22 protein-coding genes and 1 rRNA gene are annotated in these 26,522 nt (G+C 72.0%); 5 read left to right on the forward strand and 18 right to left on the reverse strand.

Going from position 1 to position 26,522, the window contains the following annotated elements:
- Nucleotide 1 precedes the first annotated feature (1 nt).
- The 6 genes from ACIBBB_RS15440 to ACIBBB_RS15465 form a co-directional block, all read right to left on the reverse strand.
- Nucleotides 2-580 (reverse strand): hypothetical protein, encoded by a 579-nt coding sequence (locus ACIBBB_RS15440; protein WP_398982012.1) that lies wholly within the window; start codon nt 578-580, stop codon nt 2-4.
- Nucleotides 577-1,701 carry a ParA family protein gene (locus ACIBBB_RS15445; RefSeq protein WP_398982014.1) on the reverse strand — a complete coding sequence of 375 codons (1,125 nt, stop codon included), beginning with the start codon at nt 1,699-1,701 and terminating at the stop codon, nt 577-579. Before ACIBBB_RS15445 ends, ACIBBB_RS15440 begins: the two co-directional genes overlap by 4 nt.
- Nucleotides 1,702-2,070: 369 nt before the next feature.
- On the reverse strand, nt 2,071-3,186 hold the full coding sequence (gene ald, locus ACIBBB_RS15450) for an alanine dehydrogenase (RefSeq protein WP_398982082.1): 1,116 nt from the start codon (nt 3,184-3,186) through the stop codon (nt 2,071-2,073).
- Between the two features lie 140 nt (nt 3,187-3,326).
- Nucleotides 3,327-5,387, reverse strand: coding sequence for a tetratricopeptide repeat protein (locus tag ACIBBB_RS15455; RefSeq protein WP_398982084.1), 2,061 nt, complete (start codon nt 5,385-5,387; stop codon nt 3,327-3,329).
- 561 nt (nt 5,388-5,948) lie between these two features.
- Nucleotides 5,949-6,575, reverse strand: coding sequence for an NUDIX domain-containing protein (locus ACIBBB_RS15460; RefSeq protein WP_398982016.1), 627 nt, complete (start codon nt 6,573-6,575; stop codon nt 5,949-5,951).
- A gap of 104 nt (nt 6,576-6,679) precedes the next feature.
- Nucleotides 6,680-8,338 (reverse strand): CTP synthase, encoded by a 1,659-nt coding sequence (locus ACIBBB_RS15465; RefSeq protein ID WP_398982018.1) that lies wholly within the window; start codon nt 8,336-8,338, stop codon nt 6,680-6,682.
- 721 nt (nt 8,339-9,059) lie between these two features.
- On the opposite strand from ACIBBB_RS15465, the gene ACIBBB_RS15470 reads away from it, so the two are divergent.
- Nucleotides 9,060-10,868 carry a glycoside hydrolase family 15 protein gene (locus ACIBBB_RS15470; protein WP_398982086.1) on the forward strand — a complete coding sequence of 603 codons (1,809 nt, stop codon included), beginning with the start codon at nt 9,060-9,062 and terminating at the stop codon, nt 10,866-10,868.
- 66 nt (nt 10,869-10,934) lie between these two features.
- A complete protein-coding gene (locus ACIBBB_RS15475; RefSeq protein ID WP_398982020.1) occupies nt 10,935-12,566 on the forward strand; it encodes a PucR family transcriptional regulator in 1,632 nt (543 codons plus the stop codon).
- 43 nt (nt 12,567-12,609) lie between these two features.
- On the opposite strand, the gene ACIBBB_RS15480 is transcribed toward ACIBBB_RS15475, so the two are convergent.
- From ACIBBB_RS15480 to ACIBBB_RS15500, 5 genes are all read right to left on the reverse strand, one after another.
- Nucleotides 12,610-13,716 carry a glycosyltransferase family 4 protein gene (locus tag ACIBBB_RS15480; protein WP_398982022.1) on the reverse strand — a complete coding sequence of 369 codons (1,107 nt, stop codon included), beginning with the start codon at nt 13,714-13,716 and terminating at the stop codon, nt 12,610-12,612.
- A gap of 223 nt (nt 13,717-13,939) precedes the next feature.
- On the reverse strand, nt 13,940-15,679 hold the full coding sequence (gene recN / locus ACIBBB_RS15485; protein WP_398982024.1) for a DNA repair protein RecN: 1,740 nt from the start codon (nt 15,677-15,679) through the stop codon (nt 13,940-13,942).
- A gap of 243 nt (nt 15,680-15,922) precedes the next feature.
- Nucleotides 15,923-16,855: an NAD kinase gene (locus tag ACIBBB_RS15490; RefSeq protein ID WP_398982026.1), complete on the reverse strand. Its 933-nt coding sequence runs from the start codon at nt 16,853-16,855 to the stop codon at nt 15,923-15,925.
- On the reverse strand, nt 16,852-17,667 hold the full coding sequence (locus ACIBBB_RS15495; RefSeq protein WP_398982028.1) for a TlyA family RNA methyltransferase: 816 nt from the start codon (nt 17,665-17,667) through the stop codon (nt 16,852-16,854). Before ACIBBB_RS15495 ends, ACIBBB_RS15490 begins: the two co-directional genes overlap by 4 nt.
- A gap of 7 nt (nt 17,668-17,674) precedes the next feature.
- Complete coding sequence (locus tag ACIBBB_RS15500; protein ID WP_398982030.1) at nt 17,675-18,043, reverse strand: hypothetical protein; 369 nt, start codon at nt 18,041-18,043, stop codon at nt 17,675-17,677.
- A 42-nt stretch (nt 18,044-18,085) separates the two neighbouring features.
- Between ACIBBB_RS15500 and ACIBBB_RS15505 the strand changes: the two genes are divergently transcribed.
- Entirely contained in the window at nt 18,086-18,433 is a 348-nt protein-coding gene (locus ACIBBB_RS15505) for an SCP2 sterol-binding domain-containing protein (protein WP_398982032.1), read from the forward strand.
- Between the two features lie 39 nt (nt 18,434-18,472).
- On the opposite strand, the gene ACIBBB_RS15510 is transcribed toward ACIBBB_RS15505, so the two are convergent.
- The 3 genes from ACIBBB_RS15510 to ACIBBB_RS15520 form a co-directional block, all read right to left on the reverse strand.
- Nucleotides 18,473-19,288 carry an ABC transporter ATP-binding protein gene (locus tag ACIBBB_RS15510; protein ID WP_398982034.1) on the reverse strand — a complete coding sequence of 272 codons (816 nt, stop codon included), beginning with the start codon at nt 19,286-19,288 and terminating at the stop codon, nt 18,473-18,475.
- Nucleotides 19,289-19,419: 131 nt separating this feature from the next.
- Complete coding sequence (locus ACIBBB_RS15515) at nt 19,420-20,439, reverse strand: FecCD family ABC transporter permease (RefSeq protein WP_398982088.1); 1,020 nt, start codon at nt 20,437-20,439, stop codon at nt 19,420-19,422.
- Nucleotides 20,440-20,510: 71 nt separating this feature from the next.
- On the reverse strand, nt 20,511-21,569 hold the full coding sequence (locus ACIBBB_RS15520) for a FecCD family ABC transporter permease (protein WP_398982036.1): 1,059 nt from the start codon (nt 21,567-21,569) through the stop codon (nt 20,511-20,513).
- Between the two features lie 104 nt (nt 21,570-21,673).
- Here ACIBBB_RS15520 and ACIBBB_RS15525 point away from each other — a divergent pair, with 104 nt between their 5' ends.
- Nucleotides 21,674-21,811 (forward strand): SIP domain-containing protein, encoded by a 138-nt coding sequence (locus tag ACIBBB_RS15525; RefSeq protein WP_398982090.1) that lies wholly within the window; start codon nt 21,674-21,676, stop codon nt 21,809-21,811.
- 58 nt (nt 21,812-21,869) lie between these two features.
- On the opposite strand, the gene ACIBBB_RS15530 is transcribed toward ACIBBB_RS15525, so the two are convergent.
- Nucleotides 21,870-22,898, reverse strand: a complete 1,029-nt coding sequence (locus ACIBBB_RS15530; RefSeq protein ID WP_398982038.1) for an HAD hydrolase-like protein — start codon at nt 22,896-22,898, stop codon at nt 21,870-21,872.
- An 85-nt stretch (nt 22,899-22,983) separates the two neighbouring features.
- On the opposite strand from ACIBBB_RS15530, the gene ACIBBB_RS15535 reads away from it, so the two are divergent.
- A complete protein-coding gene (locus ACIBBB_RS15535) occupies nt 22,984-24,294 on the forward strand; it encodes a DUF1015 family protein (RefSeq protein ID WP_398982040.1) in 1,311 nt (436 codons plus the stop codon).
- A 78-nt stretch (nt 24,295-24,372) separates the two neighbouring features.
- Here the strand turns inward: ACIBBB_RS15535 and ACIBBB_RS15540 are convergent, their stop codons facing one another.
- From ACIBBB_RS15540 to rrf, 3 genes are all read right to left on the reverse strand, one after another.
- Nucleotides 24,373-25,089: a hypothetical protein gene (locus ACIBBB_RS15540; RefSeq protein ID WP_398982042.1), complete on the reverse strand. Its 717-nt coding sequence runs from the start codon at nt 25,087-25,089 to the stop codon at nt 24,373-24,375.
- On the reverse strand, nt 25,089-26,018 hold the full coding sequence (locus ACIBBB_RS15545) for a hypothetical protein (RefSeq protein WP_398982044.1): 930 nt from the start codon (nt 26,016-26,018) through the stop codon (nt 25,089-25,091). The genes ACIBBB_RS15540 and ACIBBB_RS15545 overlap by 1 nt, the downstream gene beginning before the upstream one ends.
- A gap of 198 nt (nt 26,019-26,216) precedes the next feature.
- A 5S ribosomal RNA gene (gene rrf, locus ACIBBB_RS15550) occupies nt 26,217-26,333 on the reverse strand.
- Nucleotides 26,334-26,522: the final 189 nt, after the last annotated feature.

Genomic DNA, 26,522 nt, shown 5'->3' on the forward strand with positions numbered 1-26,522 from the left:
TTCAGCGCCCGCGCAGGCGCCGTACGAGAATGCTCGCGTCGCCGCGCGACTCCAGGTCGGCCAGAACCACGGCGACCGCCTCGCGGACGATCCGCCCCCGGTCCACGGCGAGACCGTGCTCGCCGCGCAGCACCAGACGCGCGTGCTCCAGGTCCATCAGTTCCTCGGCGGAGACGTAGACCGTGATCTTCTCGTCGTGCCGTTCGCGTCCGCTGGGGCGGCGATTGGCGCCGCGGCCCCCTCGGCGGCGCTGGCCGCCCTGCTGTCCGGCGGCGGCCGTACCACCGCTGTTGCCGCCCGCGCTCCCGCCGCTGTCCTGGGGCCGGCGCTGCGGCTGTTCCCTTTCGGGGGTGCGGCTGCGGGACGTGGCCGACGAGTCCGCGTCGGTCGCCGAGTGCTCCTGCGCCGGCGCTGCCGCCTGTGCGGCCCCCGGCTGTTCGGCGACCGGGTCGCTCTCCTGGGCGGGTGCCGGGACCCGCGGCTCACCGTTCGCGGTACGCCGCCGGTCTCCCGGTGAGGAAGCCTGGAGCGCCATGCCCCCGGTCGTACGGAACAGCTCGTCGGCCCCGGGCAGACTCACTCGGCGTGACACCGGGCGAGCACCTCCCTGGCGAGCTGGCGGTAGGCGGCGGCGCCGACGGAGTTGGAGGCGTAGGTGGTGATGGGCTCACCGGCGACGGTGGTCTCCGGGAAGCGCACGGTCCGGCCGATCACCGTGTGGTACACGTGATCGTCGAAGGCCTCGACGACCCGCGCCAGGACCTCGCGGCTGTGGACCGTGCGGGAGTCGTACATCGTGGCGAGGATGCCGTCGAGCTCCAGCTCCGGGTTGAGCCGCTCCTGGACCTTCTCGATGGTCTCGGTCAGCAGCGCCACTCCGCGCAGGGCGAAGAACTCGCACTCCAGCGGGACGATCACCTTGTGCGCGGCGGTCAGCGCGTTCACGGTCAGCAGACCGAGCGACGGCTGGCAGTCGATCACGATGTAGTCGTAGTCCTGCATGAGCGGCTTGAGCGCCCGCTGGAGCGTGGACTCCCTGGCGACCTCGCTCACCAGCTGCACCTCCGCGGCCGAGAGGTCGATGTTGCTCGGGAGCAGGTCCATGTTGGGCACCGCGGTCTTCAGGAGGACCTCGTCGGCCGACATGCCCCGCTCCATGAGCAGGTTGTAGACCGTGAGGTCGAGCTCCATCGGATTGACCCCGAGCCCGACGGACAGGGCGCCCTGCGGGTCGAAGTCCACGAGCAGCACGCGCCGGCCGTACTCCGCGAGCGCGGCGCCCAGGTTGATGGTCGACGTGGTCTTGCCGACGCCGCCCTTCTGGTTGCACATCGCGATGATCTTCGCGGGGCCGTGGTCGGTGACCGGGCCGGGGATCGGGAAGTACGGCAGGGGGCGCCCGGTCGGGCCGATTCGCTCGCGGCGCTGTCTTGCCGCGTCGGGCGCGAGCGTGGCCGCGTACTCGGGGTCGGGCTCGTACTCGGCGTCAGGGTCGTAGAAGTGCCCCTCGGGCACCTCGTCGAAGTCGGCGAAGTGGGTGGACTCTCGGCCACTCTCGTTGCCGGCCATGGCGTTCACGTGTTGGCCGTCCATCGTCTGGTGGGCTGTCGTCATGTGCTGATGGGTGGTGAAGGTGCGGACAGCGACGGAGCCGACGGCCTCTAGCCCGGACGACGGGCTCCGGTGGCCCATCGCAGGCATTCCTGGTTGACCACCCCCGGGAGTAAATGTCGACTCATTCACAAGTCGTCTTACCTCCTTGGACGTGACCAGGAAACTTATCGATAGGTCAGCGTGGCACCATGCCGACGGTTGGCGACTCTATGGCGTGTCACCACTCCGCAGCAACACAATCCGCCGGACCCGGCCCGATGTGTCGGCAACCGAACACCCTTGTGTCAAGGGCGCGCAGGGCTCCGTCGGCACGTTTCACACGGGTGCGAAAGGGTTAAAGGGTCACGTTCGAGGCGAGTTGAGCGCGGGCTCGGAAGTGGCCGGACACACAGTCGGCCGGACCTCGCCGAGCAAGATCCGGCCGGGGGCGCGAGGTTGACGGGCGCCGTTGACGGGTCAGCCCAGAACCGTTGCCAGTTCGGCGTACGGAAGGCCGTGGGCCTCGGCCACGGAACCGTAAGTGACCTGCCCGTCATGGGTGTTGAGGCCCTTGGCGAGCGCCGGGTCGCGGCGCAGCGCCTCGGCCCAGCCGAGGTCGGCGAGAGCCACGATGTAGGGAAGCGTGGCATTCGTCAGCGCGTAGGTGGAGGTGTTGGGGACGGCGCCCGGCATGTTGGCGACGCAGTAGAACACCGAGTCGTGGATCCGGAAGATCGGCTCGGCGTGGGTGGTGGGGTGCGAATCCTCGAAGCAGCCACCCTGATCGATTGCAATGTCGACAAGTACACTTCCGGGCTTCATCTTGGCCACGAGCGCGTTGGTGACCAACTTGGGCGCCTTCGCTCCGGGGATGAGAACGGCGCCGATGACGAGGTCGGCCCCGACGACCGCCCGCTCCAGTTCGTACGCGTTGGAGACGATGGTCTGTACCTTCGTGCCGAAAATCTTGTCGGCCTCGCGCAGTTTGTCGATGTCCTGGTCGAGCAGGGTCACATGGAAGCCCATGCCGACCGCGATCTGGGTCGCGTTCCAGCCGGAGACGCCGCCGCCGATCACGACGGCCCGGCCCGGAGCCGTACCGGGAACGCCGCCGGGCAGCACGCCACGGCCGCCGACCGAGCGCATCAGGTGGTACGCGCCGACCTGCGGGGCCAGCCGGCCCGCGACCTCGGACATCGGGGCGAGCAGCGGCAGGCGGCGGTTCGCGGTCTCGACCGTCTCGTACGCGATGGCGGTGGTGCGGGACTTCAGCAGCGCGTCCGTGCACTCGCGGGAGGCGGCGAGATGCAGGTACGTGAAGAGGGTCTGGTCCTTGCGGAGGCGGTGGTACTCCTCGGCGATGGGCTCCTTGACCTTCAGCACCAGGTCGGCGGTGGCCCAGACGTCGTCGGCGGTGGGCAGGATGCGGGCGCCGGCGGCGGTGAACTCCGCGTCCGTGATCGAGGAGCCGGCGCCGGCGTCCCGCTCGATGACGACCTGATGGCCGTGGCGCACGAGCTCGTGCACTCCGGCGGGGGTGATGGCCACCCGGAACTCGTTGTTCTTGACCTCACGGGGGATGCCGACGAGCACGATGATCACGGTCCTTGGCTCAGGGGTTACTCGGGCAATGCCCTACAAACCCATACGCCGAGGGCGCATCGGAAGGCATCGCTGACTTACGACAGAGCCAGTCTAATGAAGGACTTCTCGCTGTCTAGCCTTGCAATGCATCAACCTTCTGCCGAGGTGCTGCGGATTTCGTAGGCGGAGGTCTCCGTGGAGAGCAGACGATCGGAGGCGTTGCGGTGCAATCGGGCCGCCGTCGGGTCGCCGAGGCGGTCCAGCGTGTCCGCGAGCCGGAGCTCCAGTGCGGCCTGGAGCCGGGTGTCGCCGGCCCGCCGGGCGTACTCCACGGCCTCCTGGCAGGTCCCCAGCGACTCCTCCGGGCGGCCCGCGTACTCCTGGATCCTGGCCGCCTCGCTGAGCGCGCGGGCCTGGCCGGGGAGGTCCTGGAGCCTGCGGAAGCCCGCCGCGGCGGCCCGCCAGTGGCGCAGCGCCTCGCCGTAGCGGCCCGCGCAGCCGTGGACGGCGCCGAGCCGTCCGTACAGCCGCGCCTCGTCGGCGCGCTCGCCGCGGCTGAGCCGCTGCGCGAGGGCGCGGCCGTACCAGTCGGCGGCGCGGTGCCAGTCCTGGAGTTCCTGGTAGGCGCCGCCTACGGATTCCATCGCGCGGCCAGTGGCGTAGTGGTCGTTCGCGGCCCTTCCGGCGTCCAGGGCCGACCGGTACCGGGCCAGCGCGTCGTGCGTACGGCCCGTCAGGGCGTCCAGATCGCCGATGTTGAGCAGCGCGGCGGCCTCCTCGCGGTGCAGGCCCTGGCGCTCGGCGACACCGAGGACGAGCTGGTGCAGCCCGTACAGGTCCGGGGCCGCCGCGTCGGTGCCCTGGTGCGCGGCGAGCGCCCTGACCAGCGCGGAGACCAGTCTGCGGGCGAGGGTGTCCAGCCCGCCGTCGGCCACGGCGAGCCGGGCGGAGGCCAGGAGGGCCGGCCTGCGGGAGCGCAGCCAGTCGGCGGCGGCCCGGGTGTTCGGGAAGCGCACGGCGCGGGGCAGCGCGGCGAGCTTCTTACGCGCCTGCGAACCGTCCGGCTCGGTGACCGCTCGGCAGGACTGGAGCAGTCGTACGGTCCGCTCCAGCATCCGGGCCCTGGCGAGCTGCACCTCGGCGGGGCGTTCCTTCGCCTCCATCAGCGCCCGCATGAACGGGGCGAGGGAGCCGAGGACCTCGTACTGCTCCCCCGCCGGCCGAAGCAGGTTCAGCCCGGCGAGGTCGTCCAGCGCCGCCCTGGCGGCGGAGACGGAACAGCCGGCCAGCGCGGACGCGGTGTGGGCGTCGGCGAATCCGGCGGGGGCGAGTGCGAGCAGCCGCAGTACCCCGGCGGTGGGGTGCGGCAGGTCCTCGTACACGAACCGGAAGGCACGCGCCAACGCGCGGGCGCCCTGCGGCTGTTCGGGATCCGAGGGGACGGAGCGCAGCCGCTTGGCGGCGTCGGCGACGGAGACCGTGGGGCGGGCGGCGAGCCAGCCGCCGACGACGGCGAGCGCGGCGGGCTGGCCGCCGCACTCCTCCGCGAGCGACTCGGCGGCCTGCGGGTCGACGGTGATCCGGACGGATCCGGTGTAGGTGCCGAGCAGTTCGATCGCGGCCTTGGCGTCCAGGCCGCCGATGGTGCACGGGCGGATGTCCGGGATACCGGTGAGCGGGCCGCGCGCGACGGCGACGACGAGGCAGTCCGGGTTCTCGGGGAGCAGGAGGTCGACCTGCTCGGCGTCGTGGGCGTCGTCGAGGAGCAGCAGGACCCGGCGTTCGGCCAGGGCGTCGCGCACCATCTCGGACAGTTCGTCCTCACCGGCGCCGGGCGGCACGTCGATGCCGAACTCGCCGAGGAGGTCGCGTGCGGTGCGCTCGGCGGGGACGGGCTCGCCGCTCGGCTCGGTGAGCCGGATGTGCAGCACCCCGTCCGGATAGCGCCGCCCCACCTGCCGCGCCAGCTCCCGCGCGAGCGCGGTCCGCCCGGACCCGCGCTGCCCGGCGATGAGCAGCACCCGGGTATGGGCGGCCTTCCGCCCGGCGATGGTGTTGAGCCCGGCCCGCTCGATGTCGGTGTGCAGGCTCTTCAACTCCCGCTGCCGCCCGAAGAACCCGGGGGCGGCGAGGGCGGTCCCGGGCTCGGGCTCGGCGCCGGGGTGCGGGGCGGGACCTGGCTCCGTGCGGCCGGCCCCGGCGTCCGGCACGGTGGCGGCGGTCGCCGCACGAGCGCCGTCGGGCGCGGTCGCGGGAGCGCGGCCGGAAACCGTCCTCGCGGCGCGGGCCGGAGCCGCCGCGCCGGCTTCCGCCGCGACCGGACCGCCTGCCGGAGTTGACGCGTCCACCCGCGTATCGGCCCGGCGCGGGCGCGGCTCCTCGGGCGTGGGCGGCGTCGGCGGGTCGTCGTCGGCCGGCGTACGGTCCGGGACATGCCGTGCGCGGGTCGCGGGCTGCCTACCTGACGTCCCGTCAGGGGCGGGGCGACGGTCGGGCGCGACGGCCGGACCGGCTGACGTGGTGTCAGGTGCCGCCGTTTCGGGCGAAGTTGAGGGTTCCGTACGCGACCGGGCAGGGCCGCCGGTCACGTCCACCGCCTGGTCCGTCACGGCCACGCTCCTTCCCCTGCCCGTTCGGCGGGGTGCGCACGAGTCGAGCCCGGCGGGTGTTCGCACGGGTGATTCGAGCCTAGTTCACGCACCGCGACCGACCCCTGGGGCACGGCGACAAATCCCCCAATCGGATCAGCAGTTCGTCCTACCGGACGCCCCTCACGCCTCGAACGGCCGCGCCGGCCACTCCGCGTCCGCCGGGCGCAGCGCGTCCAGACCGTCCCCCGTCAGCGCGGCGGTCAGCGACAGCACGCCCACGACAAGCGCGTTGTTGTGCAGCTCGCCCGCCAGTACGCCTCGTACCAGCTCCGGCAGCGGCACCCGCGCCTGCTCCATGTCCGCCTCCTCGTCGGAGACGTCGAAGCGCTCGCCCTCCGCCTCGGACAGGTCGCGCGCCAGGAAGATCCGTACGGACTCGTCGCAGCCGCCCGGCGTCGTGTAGACGTCCGTCAGCACCCGCCAGTCCTCCGCCTTGACGTGCGCCTCCTCGTACAGCTCCCGCTCCGCCGCGTGCAGCGGGTTCTCGCCGGGGATGTCGAGCAGGCCCGCCGGGATCTCCCACAGCTTCTGGCGGACGGGGTGCCGGTACTGCCGTACGACGATCACGCGGTCCGCCTCGTCCAGGGCGAGGATCGCGACCGAACCGGGGTGGACCTGGTAGTCACGGCGCACCACCGAGCCGTCGGGCATCACCACGTCGTCCGTACGGACGCTGGTCTTGTTGCCCCGGAACGGAGTCTCCGTGGCCGTGATCCGCCACTCCTCGGGGGTGTCCTTGATGGCCATCGAAACTTACCTCCACACACGCCCACACAGCGGAAACCGAGGTACGGATCCCGGCTGCCGGAAGAGCCGTACCTCGGTCAACGTTATCGCCTCGGGTCCGCCGTCTACGCGCCCCGCCGACGCTCCACCGCGGCCTTGACCAGGCCCGCGAAGAGCGGGTGCGGCCTCGTCGGACGCGACCGGAGCTCCGGGTGCGCCTGTGTGGCGACCAGGTAGGGGTGCGTCGTGCGCGGGTACTCGACGTACTCGACGAGCTTGTTGTCGGGCGACGTGCCCGAGAAGACGAGACCCGCCTTCTTCTCCAGCTCGGCGCGGTAGGTGTTGTTGACCTCGTAGCGGTGCCGGTGGCGCTCCTCCACGTACGGCTGGTCGTCGTAGACGCCCCGCACGATCGAGCCGTCCGCGAGCTTCGCCGGGTACAGGCCGAGCCGCATCGTGCCGCCCAGATCGCCGGCGCCCTCCACGTAGGCGAGCTGCTCCTCCATCGTGGAGATCACCGGGTGCGCCGTCGCGGCGTCGAACTCGGTGGAATTGGCGTCGGGGTTCTCCAGGAGGTTGCGCGCGGCCTCGATGATGATGCACTGGAGTCCCAGACAGATGCCCAGCAATGGGATCTTCTGTTCGCGTGCGTACTGGATCGCCCCGACCTTGCCGGTCACCCCGCGCTCGCCGAATCCGCCGGGGATCAGAATGCCGTCGACGTCCCCGAGCTGCCGCGCCGCGCCCGCGGGCGTCTTGCAGTCGTCCGAGGTGACCCACTTCACCGTGACCCGCGCCCGGTTGGCGAAGCCGCCGGCCCGCAGCGCCTCCGTGACCGACAGATACGCGTCGGGCAGGTCGATGTACTTGCCGACGAGCGCGACCGTGACCTCGTGGTCGGGGTTGTGCACCCGGTCCAGCAGGTCGTCCCAGACGGTCCAGTCGACGTCGCGGAACGGCAGGTCCAGCTTCCGTACGACGTACGCGTCCAGGCCCTCCGTGTGCAGCACCTTCGGAATGTCGTAGATGGACTTCGCGTCGATCGCCGCGACCACGGCGGCCTCGTCCACGTCGCACATCAGCGAGATCTTGCGCTTGATGGAGAGCGGCACCTCGCGGTCGGCGCGCAGCACGATCGCGTCCGGCTGGATACCGATGCTGCGCAGCGCGGCCACCGAGTGCTGCGTCGGCTTGGTCTTCAGCTCGCCGGAGGGGCCGATGTACGGGAGCAGCGAGATGTGCACGACGAAGACGTTGTCGCGGCCCACCTCGTGGCGGACCTGGCGGACGGTCTCCAGGAACGGCTGCGACTCGATGTCGCCGACCGTGCCGCCGACCTCCGTGATGACGACGTCGACGTCGTCGGTCGCCATACGCCGGATGCGGTGCTTGATCTCGTTGGTGATGTGCGGGATGACCTGGACCGTGTCGCCGAGGTACTCCCCGCGCCGCTCCTTGGCGATGACCGTGGAGTAGACCTGGCCGGTGGTGACGTTGGCCGAGCCGTCGAGGTCGACGTCCAGGAAGCGCTCGTAGTGCCCGATGTCCAGGTCGGTCTCGGCGCCGTCGTTGGTGACGAACACCTCACCGTGCTGGAACGGGTTCATCGTTCCCGGGTCCACGTTCAGATACGGGTCGAGCTTCTGCATGGTGACCCGCAGGCCCCGCGCCTTGAGGAGGGCCCCCAGGCTGGAGGCGGTCAGGCCCTTGCCGAGGGAGGAAGCGACGCCCCCGGTGACGAAGATGTGCTTGGTCGTCGAGGAGGTCGAGGATCGGTTCGGCATGGCCAAGACGGGGCTCCCGTGGTCGCGGTCTGAGGTGCGTACCGGCGCCCCTGTCCGGTGAATCACCGGTGAGACCGGAAGATCTGGAGGGGTCGGCCGTCGCTGCGGTTCGGGGCCCCTGAGAAGCGCTGGGGGGCCATCCGTCCACGGGCCACCAGGGTATCAGCGACGGCGGGGGCACGTTCGCGTCGGCCGCGCGGCCGCGGCGCGGCGCCTGGGCGCCGGGCCCTCGCGACAGGCGCGGGACACGGCCGCGGGCGCCGCCGGGATCACCGCCCGACGGCCGGCCGCGACACCGACGCGGGCGACATGCGAAAGATGTTTTCCAGCCAACCCACGATGGGTGTTTGACGGTCCGTCGGCCCCCGTCCAAGATCACAAGTTGATCACCCCATGGGGCTTGATGATCAGCACACAGTCACCGCGCGGTCACGTGCGGCTCACCAGGCCGTCGGGCACTCAGTTGTCGCCCCGTTACCGCACGTCATCGGAGCTGCGACGGCTTGGGTTGTGTCACTGTTGGCCAACTCGTTCGGCTCATTTGTGTTGCCTGGACACCTGCGCGGATCTCCGAAGTGCGTCGTATCCTGCTCGGACATTCGCTGCCGAGTCCGGCCGGCAAACGGCACTATCCCCGCCCGTGTTCCCGGAAAAAGAGCTCGTCAACGACCCTTGACCGCAGTATTCGCCCCCAGGGGCGAACGTGGCCGTTCGACTGGAGATGCACGTGGCCGGGCGCATCGAGGATTACGCACTCATCGGAGACATGCAGACCGCCGCCCTGGTCTGCCGGGACGGCACAGTCGACTGGCTGTGCCTGCCCCGCTTCGATTCGCACGCCGTGTTCGCGGCGCTGCTGGGAACCGACGAACACGGTTTCTGGCGGCTCGGACCGGCCTCCCCCGCGGGGGCCGAGCCCCCGCGGGCCGACCGGCGTCGCTACGTGGGCGACTCCCTGATCCTGGAATCGGAGTGGGACACGCCGCGCGGCACGGTCAGAGTGACCGATTTCATGCCCCCGCGTGACGGCGCGCCGCAGCTGATCCGGATCGTGGAAGGGGTAAGCGGCCGGGTGCCGATGCGCTCCGCGCTGCGGATGCGTTTCAGCTACGGCCGGGTGGTGCCCTGGGTGCACCAGGTGGACAACCGCACCGTCGCCGTCGCCGGGCCGGACTCGATCTGGCTCGACACCGAGGCGGACACGTACGGCAAGAACCTGACGACGTACTCCGACTTCACGGTGGCGCCCGGTGACCGCGTCGCGTTCACCATCAGCTGGCAGCCCTCGCACCGGCAGCCGCCCGCGCTGCCGGACCCCGAGGGATCGCTGACGCTGACGTCGGACTTCTGGCGGGAATGGGTCGACCACTGCACGTACCACGGCCCCTACCGCGAGGCCGTCATCCGCTCACTGATCACGCTCAAGGCCCTGACGTACGCGCCGACCGGCGGCATCGTCGCCGCGCCCACGACGTCGCTGCCCGAGGAGATCGGGGGCGTACGGAACTGGGACTACCGCTACACCTGGCTGCGCGACGCCGCCATCACCCTGTCCTCCCTGCTGCGCACCGGCTACCGCGAGGAGGCCCGCGCGTGGCGCGAGTGGCTGCTGCGGGCCGTCGCCGGCGACCCCGAGAATCTCCAGATCATGTACGGGATCGCGGGCGAGCGTGAGCTGGGCGAGGCGGAGCTGGACTGGCTGCCGGGCTACGAGCGGTCGGGCCCGGTCCGGGTCGGCAACGGCGCGGCGCACCAGCTCCAGCTCGACGTGTACGGCGAGGTCACCGAGGCCCTGCACCTGGCGCACATGACGGGCCTGGCGCGCAACGACTACGCCTCGCTGCTCCAGCTCAAGCTGATCGAGTATCTGGAGACGCACTGGGACCAGCCCGACGAGGGCATCTGGGAGGTACGCGGACCGCGCCGGCACTTCGTGCACTCGAAGGTGATGGCGTGGGTGGCGGTCGACCGGACGATCAAGCTGATCGAGTCTGGCGACGCGGACGGCCCCCTGGAGCGCTGGCGCGAGATGCGCGACGACATCCACCACGACGTGTGTGAGAAGGGTTACGACAAGGAGCGCAACACCTTCACGCAGTCCTACGGCTCCAAGGAGCTGGACGCCTCGCTGCTGCTGATCCCGCAGATGGGCTTCCTGCCGCCGGACGACAAGCGCGTCATCGGCACCATCGAGGCGATCCAGCGCGAGCTCTCCACGGAGGACGGCTTCGTCCTGCGCTACCCGACCTCGGGCGAGCACGCGGGTGTGGACGGCCTGGAGGGTGACGAAGGCGCGTTCCTGGCCTGCTCGTTCTGGCTGGCCGACGACCTCGCGATGATCGGCCGGGTCGACGAGGCCCGCAAGCTCTTCGAGAAGCTGCTGGCGCTCCGTAACGACCTCGGGCTGCTCGCCGAGGAGTGGGACCCGAAGCTCCAGCGCCAGGTCGGCAACTTCCCGCAGGCGTTCAGCCATGTCCCGCTGATCGACACGGCGCTGCGCCTGACGGCTTCGGGGGCGTACGGCGGCTGACGCCCCGGCGGCCCGCGCGGGTCCGGAGACGGACATGGACGCGCGCGCCGGGTAGCGTCCGGCCCCATGGACGATCAGGGCGGAATCACCGTGCGGCAGGCCCTGGAGCTGCCGGGGCTCCGTGCCGGGCTCCCGGAGGTCGTCGCCGGGGCGGACCGGCTGCACCGCACCGTGCGCTGGGTGCACGCGGGCGAGGTGCCGAACATCGCGTCCCTCCTCAAGGGCGGCGAGCTGCTGCTCACCACCGGTATCGGACTGGGCACCCGCCCCGCCGAGCAGCGCGCCTTCGTGCGCGGGCTCGCCGATCGCGGGATCGCCGCCTTGGTGGTGGAGCTCGGGCCGCGGTTCGGGCGGCTGCCCGCCGCGGTCGTGGACGCGGCGCGGGCGGCGGGGCTGCCGCTGGTGCAGCTGCACCGCGAGGTGCCGTTCGTCTCGGTGACCGAGGAGGTCCACACCGAGATCGTCAACGGTCATTACGCGCTGCTGCGCCAGGCCGAGGAGGTCCACCGGCGGTGCACGGACGCGCTGCTCGACGGCGGCGGCGTGCCCCAGGTGCTGCGTGTCCTCGCCGACTTCGCGGGCAACCCGGTCTTCCTGGAGACCGCCGACGGGCAGCTGCTGTACGCGGCGGCCGGCGCGTCGGGGCCGCCGACGGCCGCGGAGCCGCTCCAGGTCTGGGAGGGGCTGCGGGCGCAGCGGGCCGACCGGGAGGCGGGGCCGCCGGCGGGCACGGTGCTGGTCGACGTACCCGGTGGCGGGCACGGGGCCGGTTCCGTACGGGCCCGGCTGGTGCTGCCTCCGGTGTCGACCCCGCTGCTGCCGGTGCACCGGATGGCGGCCGAGCGGGCGGCGGGCATCCTGGCGGTCGTCCTGATGCAGGCGCGCCAGGAGGACGAACTGGCCGCGCGCGGCCGGGGCGACTTCCTCACCGACCTGGCGGAGGGCCGGGTCACGGCGGACGACGCGCCCGCGCAGGCCGCGGTGCTGGGATTCCGGCCGGGCGAGGGGCCGCTGCTGCCGGTGGTGATGCGGCTGGGTCCCGAGCCGGCTCCGTCGGGCAACTGGGCGCCGCTGGCACGGGCGGTGCTGGAGGAGCTGGGGTACGTCGGGGTGCCGGTGCTCCTGGGCGTACGTCCCGTGGAGGGCCGGATCCCGCTGCTGATCGGGCTGCGCTCCGAGTCCGAACGCGCGGCCGTGGCCGACCGGGTGGCCGCGGCGCTGCGGGCGGGCGTGGAACGGGCCGGACTCGATCGGCCCGGCGGCCCGCGGCCCGTGGTGGTCGTCGGTGTCCCCGGCGGCTGGGCGGCGGCGGGCGCGGGTCTGCGGCACGCGGCGGAGACCGCGGCGGCGGCCGGGGGTCTGCCGGAGCGGCCGTGGCACGACGCCGGGCGGCTGGACATCGACCTGCTGCTGTGGCGGCTGCGGGACCACCCCGGCCTGTCGGCGTTCGTGGACCGCGCGATCGGCCCGCTGCTCGCCCACGACCGCACATCCCGCGCTCCGTTGCTGCCGACACTGACGACGCTCCTGGACCATGCGGGCCGCAAGGCGGAGACGGCGCGCGAGCTGCGTCTGAACCGGCAGACCCTCTACAACCGGCTGGCCCGTATCTCCGAACTGCTCGGCACGGACCTGGACGACCCGCAGACGGTACTGGCCCTGAGCCTGGCGCTGCGCGCACGGCGTCACGTGCGCTGAGCGGGAAGCGGTGGGCCGTGCTCCGGGTCGGCGCGGGCCCGCGTCACCTCGGCGACGGCTGGGTCAATTCGTCGTAGACGCTGAGCACTTGGGCGATCGTGTGGTCCTCCGTCGGCCACGTCGCCGCGCGGACCGGCCCGGCCGCGGCGAGTTCGGCCCGCCGTCCGGGGTCGGCCAGCAGCCGGTTCACCGTGTCCGCGAGGGCGGCGGCGTCCCCGTACGGGACCAACTCCGCCGCGTCGCCGACCAGTTCGGGTACGGCGCCGACCGCCGTGGCGACCAGGGGGACGCCGAGCCGCAGGGCTTCCTGGGCCAGCAGCGAGCGGGCCTCCCAGCGGCTGGGCAGGAGAGCGATGTCGGCGGCCGCGAGGAGTCCGCTCACGTCGTCGCGCCGGCCGACGAGACTGACCGGCAGGCCCTCGTTGTCGATCCGACCCTGGAGCAGGGCCCGTTCAGGGCCCTCACCGGCGATGACCAGGAGCGGTACGGGATCGAGGCCGCGCCATGTCCTCGCGGCGTCCAGCAGGGTGCCGTAACCCCGGTTGGGTACGAGGCTGCCGACCGCCATCAGCAACGGCCGTCCCACCGCGCCCAGTTCGGCGCGGGCCTTGCCGCCCGCGTCGCATTCGTCGGCCGCACCGATCGCCGGGGCCCGGCGCGGGGCCGGGACCGCGACCGGCGCGAGGCGCGCGTCGCGGGCGCCGCGCTCGCGGGCCCGGTCGACCAGCTCGGACGAGGCACCGAGCACAACTGCCGCCGCCCTGACGGCTCTTCGTTCGAGAAGCCGCAGCAGATGGCCGCGCGGCCCCTCCGCGTGCACGCGGGTGTGCCAGGTGACGACGAGCGGCACGCGCTGCCCGCCGAGGGCCACCGCCGCGCGAACGGCGGCGTGCAGTCCGTGGGCGTGCACCACGTCGGCGGTGGCGCAGGCGGCCCGCAGCGCCCCGAGCGAGACGGGGTCGCCGCGCCGGGCCACCGGCACATGGTCGGCGCCACAGCCCCGGAAGTCGTAGATCAGTTCCAGCGAGTCCGGCGCGCAGACGGTGACGCGCACGCCGCGGGCGACGAGCCCGGCCGCCAGCGATCTGACGTGCGCGCTGCTGCCCGCACTGCCACCGCCGAGGACCTGGACCGTACGCAGCTGTGTCACGTGGCCAAGGCTCCTGTTTCCGGTGGTGTGTGCCGTCCCAAGGATGCCAGCCGGTACGGACCTTCCGGCACCGAGGGGGCGTCGCGGGTGTGTCGATCGGTGCGCTCCCCGCCCGATATCACTCACACGAGTGACGCCAGGGCGCGCCCCACGTACGGTACCGGCCGGAAGGCGGGCGGCCGTACGCCGCCCGCGAGGCCCGCGAAGATCCGCCGGACAGGCCCTACGCGTCCGCGCGGGCCGTCGCCAGCAGTTCCTCCGCGTGGGCGCGGGCCGTCTCCGAGTCCTCCTGGCCGGCGAGCATCCGGGACAACTCCCGTACCCGGTCCTCGCCTTCGAGCACCGTGACACCGGACCGGGTCACCGAGCCGTCGTTCGTCTTCTCCACCAGCAGCTGCCGGTCGGCGAAGGCCGCGACCTGCGGAAGATGCGTCACGACCACCACCTGCGCGGACTTGGCGAGCTTCGCGAGCCGCCGGCCGACCTCGACCGCCGCCTTGCCGCCGACGCCCGCGTCCACCTCGTCGAAGAGATACGTCGGCACCGGATCGGACCCGGCGAAGACGACCTCGACCGCGAGCATCACGCGCGAGAGCTCACCGCCGGACGCGCCCTTGGCGATCGGCCGGGGCTGGGCGCCGGGGTGCGGGGCCAGCAGCAGTTCGACCTCGTCGGCGCCGGACGAGCCGTACGCCACCGGGCGACCGCCCACCTCGACACCGTCCGGGTCCTCGGTCTGCCGTACGTCGAACGAGACGCGCGCGTGCGGCATCGCGAGGGACGCGAGTTCGGCGGTGACGGCTTCCGCGAAGCGCGCCGCCGCCTCCGTACGCGCGTCGGTCAACGCCTGTGCCAGAGCGGACAGTTCACCCAACAGAGTGGCGTGCTCGGCCGTCAGCTCGCCGATCCGCTCGTCGTCGCCTTCGAGTTCGGTCAGACGCGCCGCGTTCTCCTGGGCCCAGGCCAGCACCTCGGTGATGTCCTGCCCGTACTTGCGCGTCAGCCCGGTGAGCGCGGCCCGCCGCTCCTCGACCGCCGCGAGCCGCAGCGGGTCGGAGTCCAGATTGTCGGCGTAACCGGCGAGTTCACCGGCCACGTCCGCCAGCAGGATCGCGATCTCGCCCATCCGCTCGGCCAGCACGGCGAGAGCGGGGTCGTGGGACCGTACGGCGTCCAGGGCGCGTCCCGCACCGCCGACGAGCGTCGTCGCGTCGCCGCCCTCCGCCGGGTCCTCGGGGTCGCCGGCGAGCGCGGCGTGCGCGAGGGACGCCGCGGACGCCAGCGCCTCGGCGTGGCCGAGCCGTTCGGCCTCGGCGGCCAGTTCGGTGTCCTCGCCCGGCAGGGGTTCGACGGCGGCGATCTCGTTCAGGCCGAAGCGCAGCAGGTCCGCCTCCTGCGCGCGTTCGCGAGCGCGGGTGGTCAGCTCCTCCAGCTCGCCGGCGACGGTCCTCAGGCGCCGGTACGCCTCGGTGTACTTGGCGAGCGGCGCGGCGACCGCGTCCCCCGCGTACCGGTCGAGCGCCTGCCGCTGCCGCGAGGGCCGCAGCAGACCCTGCTGGTCGGTCTGACCGTGTACGGCGACGAGGTCGTCCGCCAGCTCGGCCAGCACGCCCACGGGCACGGAACGTCCGCCGATGTGGGCGCGCGAGCGCCCCTCCGCCGAGACGGTCCGGCTGATCAGCAGCGCGCCGTCGTCCAGCTCGGCGCCCGCCTCCTCCGCCCGCCGGGCGGCCGGGGCGTCGGCGGACATGGTGAGCCGCCCCTCGACCACCGCGGCCTTGGTACCGACCCGCACCAGCGCGGGGTCGGCGCGACCGCCGAGCAGCAGCGCCAGACTGGTGACGACCATGGTCTTGCCCGCGCCTGTCTCGCCGGTCACCGCGGTGAACCCCGGCGACAGCTCGACAACCGCGTCGTCGATGACCCCGAGCGACCGTATCCGCATCTCCTCCAACACGGACACGACCTTACGAGGTCCTGAGCCCCCTGTGCGACGGCCCCCGCCCTCCGGTTCGATCCCGGAGGCGCTCGGGGGCCCGGATCGGCTCATCTCGCCCGCCATGACGACTCGGCGGTACGGCGACGTGGCGGTGCGTGACGGCGGAACGGTTCCGCGGACATGGCGATACGGCGACGCTCACCACCGAGTCCGTCCCGGCGGCCACCCACCGATCACCCGCGTCAACAACCCTCCGGGTCAATACACCTAGTGCGGCGCCCCGCGCCACCCCGCCACCGGGAGGGCGAACTTCGCCACCAGCCGGTCGGTGAAGGACGCCTGGTGCAGTCGTGCCAGCCGTACCGGCACCGCCCCGCGGCGTACCTCCACCCGGGCGCCCGCCGGCAGCTCCACCGTCCTGCGTCCGTCGCACCACAGCACCCCGTGCGGCGTGTGCGGCTGCACCTCCACCGCGAGCACCGACTTCGGCGACGTGACCAGCGGCTTCGCGAAGAGCGCGTGCGCGCTGATCGGCACCATCAGCAGCGCCTCCACCTCGGGCCACACCACAGGACCGCCGGCCGAGAAGGCGTACGCCGTCGAACCGGTCGGCGTGGCACAGACGATGCCGTCGCAGCCGAAGCCGGTCACCGGCCGCCCGTCGATCTCCAGGACGACCTCCAGCATCCGCTCGGGCGAGACCTTCTGCACGGCCGCCTCGTTGAGCGCCCAGTCCTCGTAGACGACCGTGCCGTTGCTGTGCACGAGGACGTCGATGGTCATCCGTTCCTCGACCTCGTACGCGCGGGTGACGACCCGGTCGACGACCTTGTCGAGGTCGTCGCGCTCCGCCTCCGCGAGGAAGCCGACCCGGCCCAGGTTGACGCCGAGCATCGGGACACCCGAGGTGCGCGCGAAGGAGGCGCCGCGCAGCAGCGTGCCGTCGCCCCCGAGCACGATCAGCAGTTCGCAGCCGTTCAGCGCGCCGGACGCGTCTTCCGGGACGGTCTCGACGGCCGGCGGGAGCGGCAGGTCGGCCGCCTCTGCGGCCAGCACCCGTACACCGAGGCCGTTGCGCAGCAGTCCCTGCACCACCAGTTCGGCGCTGCGGATGGCGGCGGGTCTGCCGGTGTGGGCCAGCAGGAAGACCGTGCGTCGTTCCGCACCGGTCTCCGCGGTCTGTTCTGCGTTCGTCCTCAACGGGGTCCCTCCGCCACAGCACGGTCGACATCGGCCGGGTCGGCATCGGGCGCCCCGGCGGTGAGCCACAGGAAGTATTCGACGTTCCCGGCGGGTCCGGGCAGCGGGCTCGCGGTGACGCCCCGCGTCCCGAGGCCGAGTTCCGCCGCCTTGCGCGCCACTGTCCGTACGGCCTCGGCCCGCAGCTGCGGGCTACGCACGACGCCGCCGCTGCCGAGGCGTTCCCTGCCCACCTCGAACTGCGGTTTGACCATCAGGACCAGGTCCGCGTCGGGCGCGGCGCACGCCGCCAGCGCGGGCAGCACCAGCCCCAGCGGAATGAACGACAGATCCCCCACGATCAGGTCCACCGGCTCTCCTTCGATGGTCTCCAGCGTCAACTCACGTACGTTCGTACGGTCCTTGACGGTGACGCGTTCATCGCTCTGAAGAGACCAGGCGAGTTGCCCGTAGCCGACGTCCACCGCGACGACCTCCCGGGCCCCCGACCGCAGCAGTACGTCGGTGAAGCCGCCGGTCGACGCTCCCGCGTCCAGCGCCCTGCGCCCCTCGACCCGCAGACCCCGAGGGACGAAAGCGGCGAGGGCGCCCGCGAGTTTGTGGCCACCGCGCGAGACGTAACCGGGGTCGCCGCCGTCCTCGGCGACGACCACAGCGGCGCTCTTCTCGACCTGGGTGGCCGGCTTGGTCGCGGTGGCGCCGGCGACGGTCACCCGTCCCGCGGCGATCAGTTGGGTCGCGTGCTCGCGGGAGCGCGCGAGTTTGCGGCGTACCAGCTCGGCGTCGAGGCGTTGGCGTGCCACTCCTGCCACGTTCGGTTCAGCTCCTGTGGTCGTACGGCTGCGCGGGGCCGGGTCGAGGGGAGACCTGGCCAGGTCCGGGGCGTACGTCGAGCGCGGTGAGCGCGTCGCGCAGGCCCCGGTGCACATCCTCGTACACGTCGAGGTGCCCGTCCGCCGGGAGGTGGTCCGCGTCGCCGAGTCTGGCCAGATTCTCGTCCACCTCGGGACTGCCGGTGGGAACGCGCTCAATGCCGAGAGGGGAGGGAGCCGCGGGGTCGTGGACCGGGGCAGGGGGCTCGGGCTCCGTCCCGGGCCGCGTCTCCGGCCGGGTCCCGGGCTCGGCCCCCGTCCCGGAGGATGGGGAGGCCCGCTGCTCGTCGGCCGGGCCCGCCGTCTCGTCGCTCATGCCCAGACGCTACCGCGAAGCCCTGCGGTACCGTCGATCACGATGGCGACGAAGGAGGAGTGCCGCAGCGCACTCGAAAAGCTCTCGGACAACATGGCGCGGGCGGACCACGGGATCCGCGGGGCGACCGGTTTCGACCGCTCGCTGAGCTGCCACATCACGGACCTCGACACGACCTTCACCGGGCGGATCGGCGACGGCCGGATCGAGGTGCTGGACACGCACGACGGCCCGCCGCGTGAGAAGGCGCAGATCAGGCTGGCCATGGCGGGCGAGGATCTGGTGGCCATGGTTGACGGCGAGTTGAACTTCGCCAAGGCGTGGGGCTCGGGGCGGGTCAGGCTCGAAGCGGGTTTCCGCGATCTGCTGCGGCTGCGTTCGCTGCTCTGAACCCGCCGCCCGGTGCGCGGAGCGGCCGGCGCGTACGGCTCACTCGGCCAGTCCCACCTGCACGGAGTGGCGCGCCCTGCGCGCGGCCGGGACAACCAGCGGGGTGCCCGTCTCCGGGTCGTCGATGACCTGGCAGCGGAGCCCGAAGACCCTCTCGACCAGCTCCGCGGTCACGACCTCGGCCGGCGGTCCCTCGGCGTAGATCTCGCCTTCGCGCATCGCGATGAGGTGCGTGGCGTAGCGGGCGGCGTGGTTGAGGTCGTGCAGGACGGCGACGAGCGTACGGCCCTGGGTCTCGTGCAGATCGGCGCAGAGGTCGAGGACATCGATCTGGTACTGGATGTCCAGGAATGTCGTGGGCTCGTCCAAGAGCAGCAGCGGGGTCTGCTGGGCGAGTGCCATCGCGATCCAGACCCGCTGCCGCTGGCCGCCGGACAATTCGTCGACATAGCGATCGGCCAGCTCGGCGATGCCGGTCGACGCCATCGACTCCTCGACAATCCGTTCGTCCTCCCGGGACCACTGGCGCAGCAGCGCCTGGTGCGGATAGCGGCCCCGGGCGACCAGGTCGGCGACGGTGATGCCGTCGGGCGCGATGGACGACTGCGGCAGCAGCCCCAGCGTCCGTGCGACCTTCTTGGCGGGCATGGAGTGGATCGCGGCGCCGTCGAGCAGGACACGGCCCTCGGACGGCTTGAGCATCCTCGACAGGGCACGCAACAGGGTTGATTTGCCACAGGCGTTGGGGCCGACGATCACGGTGAAGGAGTTGTCGGGGATCTCGACCGACAGATCGCGGGCGATGACCCGCTGGTCGTATCCCAGGGTCACCGATTCCGCCGTGAGGCGCTGCATGGTCGTACTCCTGGAGGTGCGAAGACTCGGAGAAATGCTCGGGGCGGGAACGGGAACGGGGGCTGGGGCGGGAACGGGGCCCCGGGCCGGGACTTCGGCTTCGGCTTCGGTTTCGGCTTCGGCTTCGGCGCTCATATGCGGCCCGCCTTGCGCTCGGTGACCAGCAGCCAGAGCAGATAGCAGCCGCCGAGCACACCGGTCACCACACCGGCCGGCAGCTGACGGTCGCCGAACGCCGACGTCGCCGTCCAGTCGGCGACCAGCAGCAGCAGAGCTCCCATCGCCGCGGCCGGGCCGAGGTTGGGGCCCGGCGAGCGGGTCAGCCGGCGCGCGAGCTGCGGCGCACTGAGGGCGACGAAGGTGATGGGACCCGCCGCGGCGGTCGCCACGGAGACGAGCAGCACGGCGGCGGCCATCAGCACGATCCGGGTGCGCTCCACCCGTACACCGAGCGCGTACGAGGCGTCGTCGCCCATCTCCAGCATGCGCAAGGGCCGTCCGTACACGAGTGCCAGAGGGATCAGTACGGCGCAGAGGGCGAGCAGCGGCCAGACCTGGACCCAGTCCCGGCCGTCGAGCGATCCCGTCATCCACAGCACGGCGCGCGTCGCGTCGACCAGGCTGGCCTTGGTGATCAGGTAGTGGTTGACCGCCGTGAGCATGGCGGCGACACCGATACCGATGAGGACCAGCCGGTAGCCGTGCACGCCGCGCTTCCACGCGAGCAGATAGATCCCCGCACCGGTCAGCAGGCCGCCGACGACGGCGCCGCCCGCGACGGCGGCCGAGCCGCCGTGGAAGAGGACGATCACGCTCAGCGCGCCGACGGCAGCCCCCTGGCCGAAGCCGATCACATCCGGACTGCCCAGCGGGTTACGGGAGATGGACTGGAAGACCGCACCGCCGACGCCGAGCGCCGCACCCACGAGCAGGCCCACCAGGATCCTCGGCAGCCGCAGGTCCTGGACGATGAACTCCTGTGCCACCGTGCCGTTTCCGAGCAGGGTCGCGACGACGTCACCGGGCGGGATCGCGAAGTCGCCCTGTCCGATGAGGATCACGGACATCGCGCAGACTGCGACGACGAGCAGCGGGACGACGAGGCCGGAGCGGACGTCGAGCCGGAGGGAGAGACCGCCGGATGTGCGGATCGCGCGCGTGGTGCTGCCGGCGGGGCGCGTGGCACTCCGGGCGGGGCGCGGCCGTTCGCCGTTCCGGACGTTCACAGCTGGGCCATCCTCTTGCGCCGTACGAGCTGGATGAAGACGGGCCCGCCGATGACCGCGGTCACGATGCCCACCTGTACCTCGGCCGGCCGCGCGACGACCCGCCCGATCACATCGGCGCCCAGCAGCAGCGCGGGCGAGAGCACGGCGGCGTACGGCAGGATCCACCGCATGTCCGGCCCTGTGACGGCCCGCACGAGATGCGGCACCATCAGGCCCACGAAGACGATCGGTCCGCAGGCCGCGGTCGCCCCGCCGCACAGCAGCGTGACGCAGACCATGGCGAGGACGCGCGTACGGGTCGGACCGGCGCCCAGCGACCTTGCCGTGTCGTCGCCCATCTCCAGCGCGTTCAGCGGCCGGGCGATCAGCAGCGCGAGCAGGATGCCCGCGGCGATGAAGGGCCATACCTTGCCGACTGTCGACATGTCGGCGGACGCCAGGGACCCCACGGTCCAGAACCGCAGCCGGTCGAGGGCCGCCGAGTCCAGCAGCTGCACGGCGTTGACGTAGCCGTAGAGCGCCGCCGTGGCGGCGGTGCCGGCGAGCGCGAGCCGTACGGGGGTGGCGCCGCGGCTGCCGCCGAGCGCGTACACGACCACGGAGACGATCGCGGCGCCCGCGAACGCGAACCACACATACCCGCCGATGGAGGTGACGCCGAAGAAGCTGATGGCCGAGACCACCGCGGCGGCGGCTCCGGCGTTCACGCCCAACAGGCCCGGTTCGGCGAGGGGGTTACGGGTGAGCGCCTGCATCACCGCACCGGCGAGCCCGAGCGCGGCGCCGACCAGCAGCCCGAGCAGCGTGCGGGGCAGCCGGACGTCGACGACGATCACGTCGTTGCCGGTGCCGGAGTCATGGAACAAGCCGTGCCATACATCGCCGAGCGGTATCGACTTGGCGCCGACGGCGATACCGGCGGCGCAGACAAGCAGCAGGACACCGACGGACACCAGCAGCCCGGCGGCCCGCAGCGTACGGCGCTTGCGGGTCACGGTGAGCGGTACGGGCTCCGCGCTCCGCTCGGATTCGGGGGGACTGTCGACCAACACAGGGGTTAGGTTAGCCTACCCTCATACTTGATCCTCAAGAGGGACCCCGTGTTCCATGGAGGAGCGCGTACGACTTCCGCCCGCCGGAGGGCACCGACCGGATCCTGCCGACCGGCGACGAATCCACGCTCCCGGCGGTCGCCGGCATCCTGGAGTCGCTGCCGCCGGGCACTCCCGCCCATGTGTGGATCGCGCTCCGGCACGCCGCCGACCGGGCCTGTCCGGCGGATCTTCGTGGATAGGGCCGGGATCCGCCGGACAACCCTGGTGCGCCGGGGGCGTGCGAGGGCATGCCGACGTCTAAAGCCCGAGCTTCGCCAGCACCTTGCCCCCGTCCAGGGCGCACGCGCCGTCCCCCCCGTGCGTCCAGGCGGCGGCGCACAGCGCCCGCAGCCCGTCCATGGCCAGTCCGTCGCCGTCGAGCACCAGCGCCTCGTCCCGTACGGAGGCGGTCCACCCGCCGCAGACGAACTCGCCGTCCCGGACCGCCACTTCGGGCTGCCCGGTCAGCAACCCGCGCAGATCCGCGTCCACATACGTCGGCCGGTGCCTCGGCTCGGCGGCCAGCAGCTGCGCCCCGTCGGTCACCCCGGTCAGCACGAGCAGCGAGTCGACACCACCGTTGAACGCGCCCTCGATGTCGGTGTCCAGCCGGTCCCCCACGACGATCGGCCGCTTCGCCCCCGTACGCAGCACCGTCTCCCGGTGCATCGGCGGCAGCGGCTTGCCCGCGACCTGCGGATCGGCGCCCGTGGCGATCCGTACGACCTCGACGGCCGCCCCGTTGCCCGGCGCGATGCCCCGCGCACTAGGAATGGTCAGGTCGGTGTTGGACGCGAACCACGGCACACCACGCGCGATCGCGTACCCGGCCTCGGCGAACCGCCCCCACGCCAGATCCGGCCCGCCGTACCCCTGTGCCACGGCCGCGGGGTCGTCGTCGGCCGACTCCACCGGCTCAAGTCCCCGCTCCCGCAGGGCGACCCGCAGCCCCTCGCCACCGATGACCAGCACCCGCGCACCGGCCGGTACCTGCTCGGAGATCAGCCGCGCCACGGCCTGCGCCGACGTGATCACCTCGGCGGCCTCGGCGGGCACCCCCAGCTCCGTCAGATGCCCAGCGACGGCGTCCGGCGTTCGCAGCGCGTTGTTGGTGACGTACGCGAGGTGCATTCCGCCGTCGCGGGCCGTGACCAGCGAGTCGACCGCGTGGTCGATGGCCTCGCCACCCGCGTACACCACCCCGTCGAGGTCCAGCAGAGCCGTGTCGTACGCCTCGTGGAGCGGCGTCGCGCTGCCGTCGGGCCTGGTCCTGCTCGGCTGACTCATCAGTCTCCCGTTTCCTCTTCCGCCCCATGACCGGACGTTCCTCCCCCGATCATCGCTCATGCCCCGGCCCGCATACGATGCCCAGATGGACACCACAGGGTCGGCAGAGAAAGGCCTCCGTCTGATCCCGTTCCGCGGACTGCGCTACGTCCCCGAACGGGTGGGCAGCCTGGCCGCGGTGACCTCGCCGCCGTACGACGTGGTGGTACGGCCCGACGGACTGCACCACCTGGAGTCGGCCGACCCGCACAACATCGTCCGGCTGATCCTGCCCCAGGCCGCGACCGCCGCCGACCGGCACCGCCAGGCGGCGGAGACGCTCCGGCGCTGGCTCGCGGAGGGAATCCTCGCGCCCGACCCGGAACCGGCCTTGTACGTGTACGAGCAGCGCAACGGCGACCTGCTTCAGCGCGGCGTCATCGGGGCCCTGGCCCTGTCCACGCCCGAAGAGGGTGTCGTGCTGCCGCACGAGGACGTCATGCCGGACATCGTCGAGGACCGCGCGGCCCTGATGCGGGAGACCGCCACCAATCTGGAGCCACTGCTCCTCACGTACCGCGGCGAGGGCAGCGCGACCGGCACGACAGCCGTCATAGAGCGTGCCGTGCGGCGCAAGTCCCTCCTGTCCACCACCACGGAGGACGGCTTCAGCCACCGCCTCTGGTCGGTCACCGATCCTGCGGAACTGGCGGAGATCGAGAAGGATCTGGCAGGCCGTCAGGCGCTCATCGCCGACGGTCACCACCGGTGGGCGACCTATCTGCGGCTGCGCGAGGAACACCCGCCGTCCGCCGCGGGGCCCTGGGCCTACGGCCTGGTCCTGCTGGTCGACACCGCGCGCTATCCCCTCCAGGTCCGCGCGATCCACCGGCTCCTGCACCGGCTGCCGGTCGAGGACGCGCTGGCGGCGTTGCGGAGTGTGCCGGGCTCCTTCCGGGTCCGCACGCTCGACGGGAAACTGCCGGAAGCCCTGGAGTCGCTGTCCGAGACGGTCACCGGCGGCACCGGGGACAGGGCCGGGAACGCCTTTCTGCTGGCGGGCGACGGACGCTTCCACCTGGTCGACCACCCCGACCCGGAGCTTCTCGCCGGTACGGTGCCGGCCGACCGCCCGGAGGAGTGGCGCGCCCTCGACGCGACCGTGCTGCACTTCACCCTGCTGGACCACATCTGGAAGATCCCGGACGCGCCCGATCACATCTCGTACATCCACGACACGGGAGCCGTCGTCGAACAGGCGGAACGCCACGGCAGTACGGCGGTCCTGCTGCACCCGGTACGCGAAGAGGTCGTACGGGAGTTGGCGCGCCAGGCGGTCACGATGCCGCGCAAGTCGACCTCGTTCGGACCGAAGCCGGCGACGGGCCTGGTGCTGCGGAGCCTCGCGGACGGCTGAGAACGGCCCGTAAACAAGAAAGAGGGCGGCAACCCCGGTGGGGTTGCCGCCCTCTCTCATCGTGCGGTGATCGTCGGATCAGGACTCGTCGCTCTCGGGCTCCGAGTCCTCGTCGGCGATGTCGCCGTCGTCGTAGCCGTCGTCGTCATCGTCATCGTCATCGTCATCGTCATCGTCATCGTCCACATCGACGAACTGGACGCCGTCCAGAGCCGCGAGGCGGTCCGACGCGTCGGTGGCACCGTCCTTGTCGGCCTCAAGGGCCTTGGCGAACCACTCACGTGCCTCGTCCTCGCGCCCGGCCGACAGCAACGCGTCGGCGTACGCGTAGCGCAGACGCGCGGACCACGACTGTACGGAGTTCGAGCCCAGCTCGGGACCCTGCAAGGTCACGATGGCTGCGTCGATCTGCCCCATGTCCCGGCGGGCACCGGCGGCGACCAGCCGCATCTCGACCTGCCCGGCCTTGTCGAGCTTCAGCACCTCGGGCTCACCGGCCATGGTCAGGGCCCGCTCGGGGCGGCCCAGACCACGCTCGCAGTCCGCCATCACGGGCCACAGGTCGACGTTCCCCGTCATCCGCCGCGCCGCCCTGAACTCGGCCAGCGCCTCGCCGTACTTCTGCGTCGCGTACGCGGCGAAGCCCGCGGCCTCCCGCACCGCGGCGACCCTGGAGGCGAGCCGCAGCGCGACGCGCGAGTAGGCGTAGGCCTGCTCGGGGTCCTCGTCGATGAGGTTGGCGACCATGACGAGGTTCTTGGCGACATCGTCGGCGAGCGTCTTGGGCAGGCTCATCAGCTCCTGCCGCACAGCCTTGTCGATCTCCTCGCCGGTGACGTCCTCCGGGATCGGCAGCCGCTTGATGGGCTCCCGGTCACGGTCCCGGTCACGGTCCCGGTCCCGGTCACGGTCGTCACGACGCCCGTACCCGCCGCGATCGTCACGGTCGTCGCGCCCCCGGTACCCGCCACGCTCGCGGTCGTCACGCCTGCCGTAACCACCACCGCCGCTGGGCCGACCGCCGGTGGGGCGCCCACCGCGGTCGTCGTCGCGATCCCGACGGGGACCGCTGGGACGCTCGTCACGCCCACGGAACCCACCGCCACCGCCCGAACTGCCGGTGGGACGACCACCCCCGGTAGGGCGACCACCGCCGGTGGGACGCCCACCGCGATCGTCGTCACGATCCCGACGCGGACCGCTCGGCCGCTCATCACGCCCACGCCGGTCATCCCGACGGGGACCGCTGGGACGCTCGTCACGTCCACGGAATCCACTGCCACCGCCACTGGCCGGACGACCTCCGCGGTCACCACGTTCGTCATCACGACGCGGAGGGCTGGGACGCTCGTCGCGATCACGGAATCCACCACCACCGCTCGCGGGCCGGCCACCGCCGGTGGGACGCCCGCCGCCGGTGGGACGACCACCCCCGGTAGGGCGGCCACCGCCGGTGGGACGCCCACCGCGATCGTCGTCACGATCCCGACGCGGACCGCTCGGACGCTCATCACGCCCACGGAACCCACCGCCACCACCCGAACTGCCGGTGGGACGCCCGCCGCTCGCAGGTCGACCGCCACCGGTCGGACGGCCGCCACTGGAGGGTCGACCACCACCCCGGTTGTCACCGCGGGCCACGTAGTCACCGACGCCACCGCCCTTGCCGGTCGGACGGCTACCACCACGGTCGTCGCGACCGCCACGGGAACCGCTCCGGTCACCACCACCGTCCCTACGACGTGGTTCGCGCTCCGGACGGTCGTCGGGAGAGTTGGGGGACATCGGCACGGCTCCTAGTCTTCGGGTACCACAGTCATTCTCACGCAGCCGGCGATCGGACGCGCATCTTACAAAGGGCAGAGAAAACAAAAAGACCCCTGGTCCAGCGTGAACGCTGGACCAGGGGTCCATGAAAGATTGTTCGGCGGCGTCCTACTCTCCCACAGGGTCCCCCCTGCAGTACCATCGGCGCTGAAAGGCTTAGCTTCCGGGTTCGGAATGTAACCGGGCGTTTCCCTAACGCAATGACCACCGAAACACTATCGGCCGCGTCCCACACAAGGGGGACTTCGGCACTAAGCGAACAGGCACTCTATTCAATTGAGTACACACACCGGATGTGAACACGGCTGTTCGTTGTCTCAGAACTAACACAGTGGACGCGAGCAACTGAGGACAAGCCCTCGGCCTATTAGTACCGGTCAACTCCACACCTCACAGTGCTT

It is taken from the genome of Streptomyces sp. NPDC051217 (genome assembly GCF_044455465.1).
Lineage (GTDB): Bacteria > Actinomycetota > Actinomycetes > Streptomycetales > Streptomycetaceae > Streptomyces.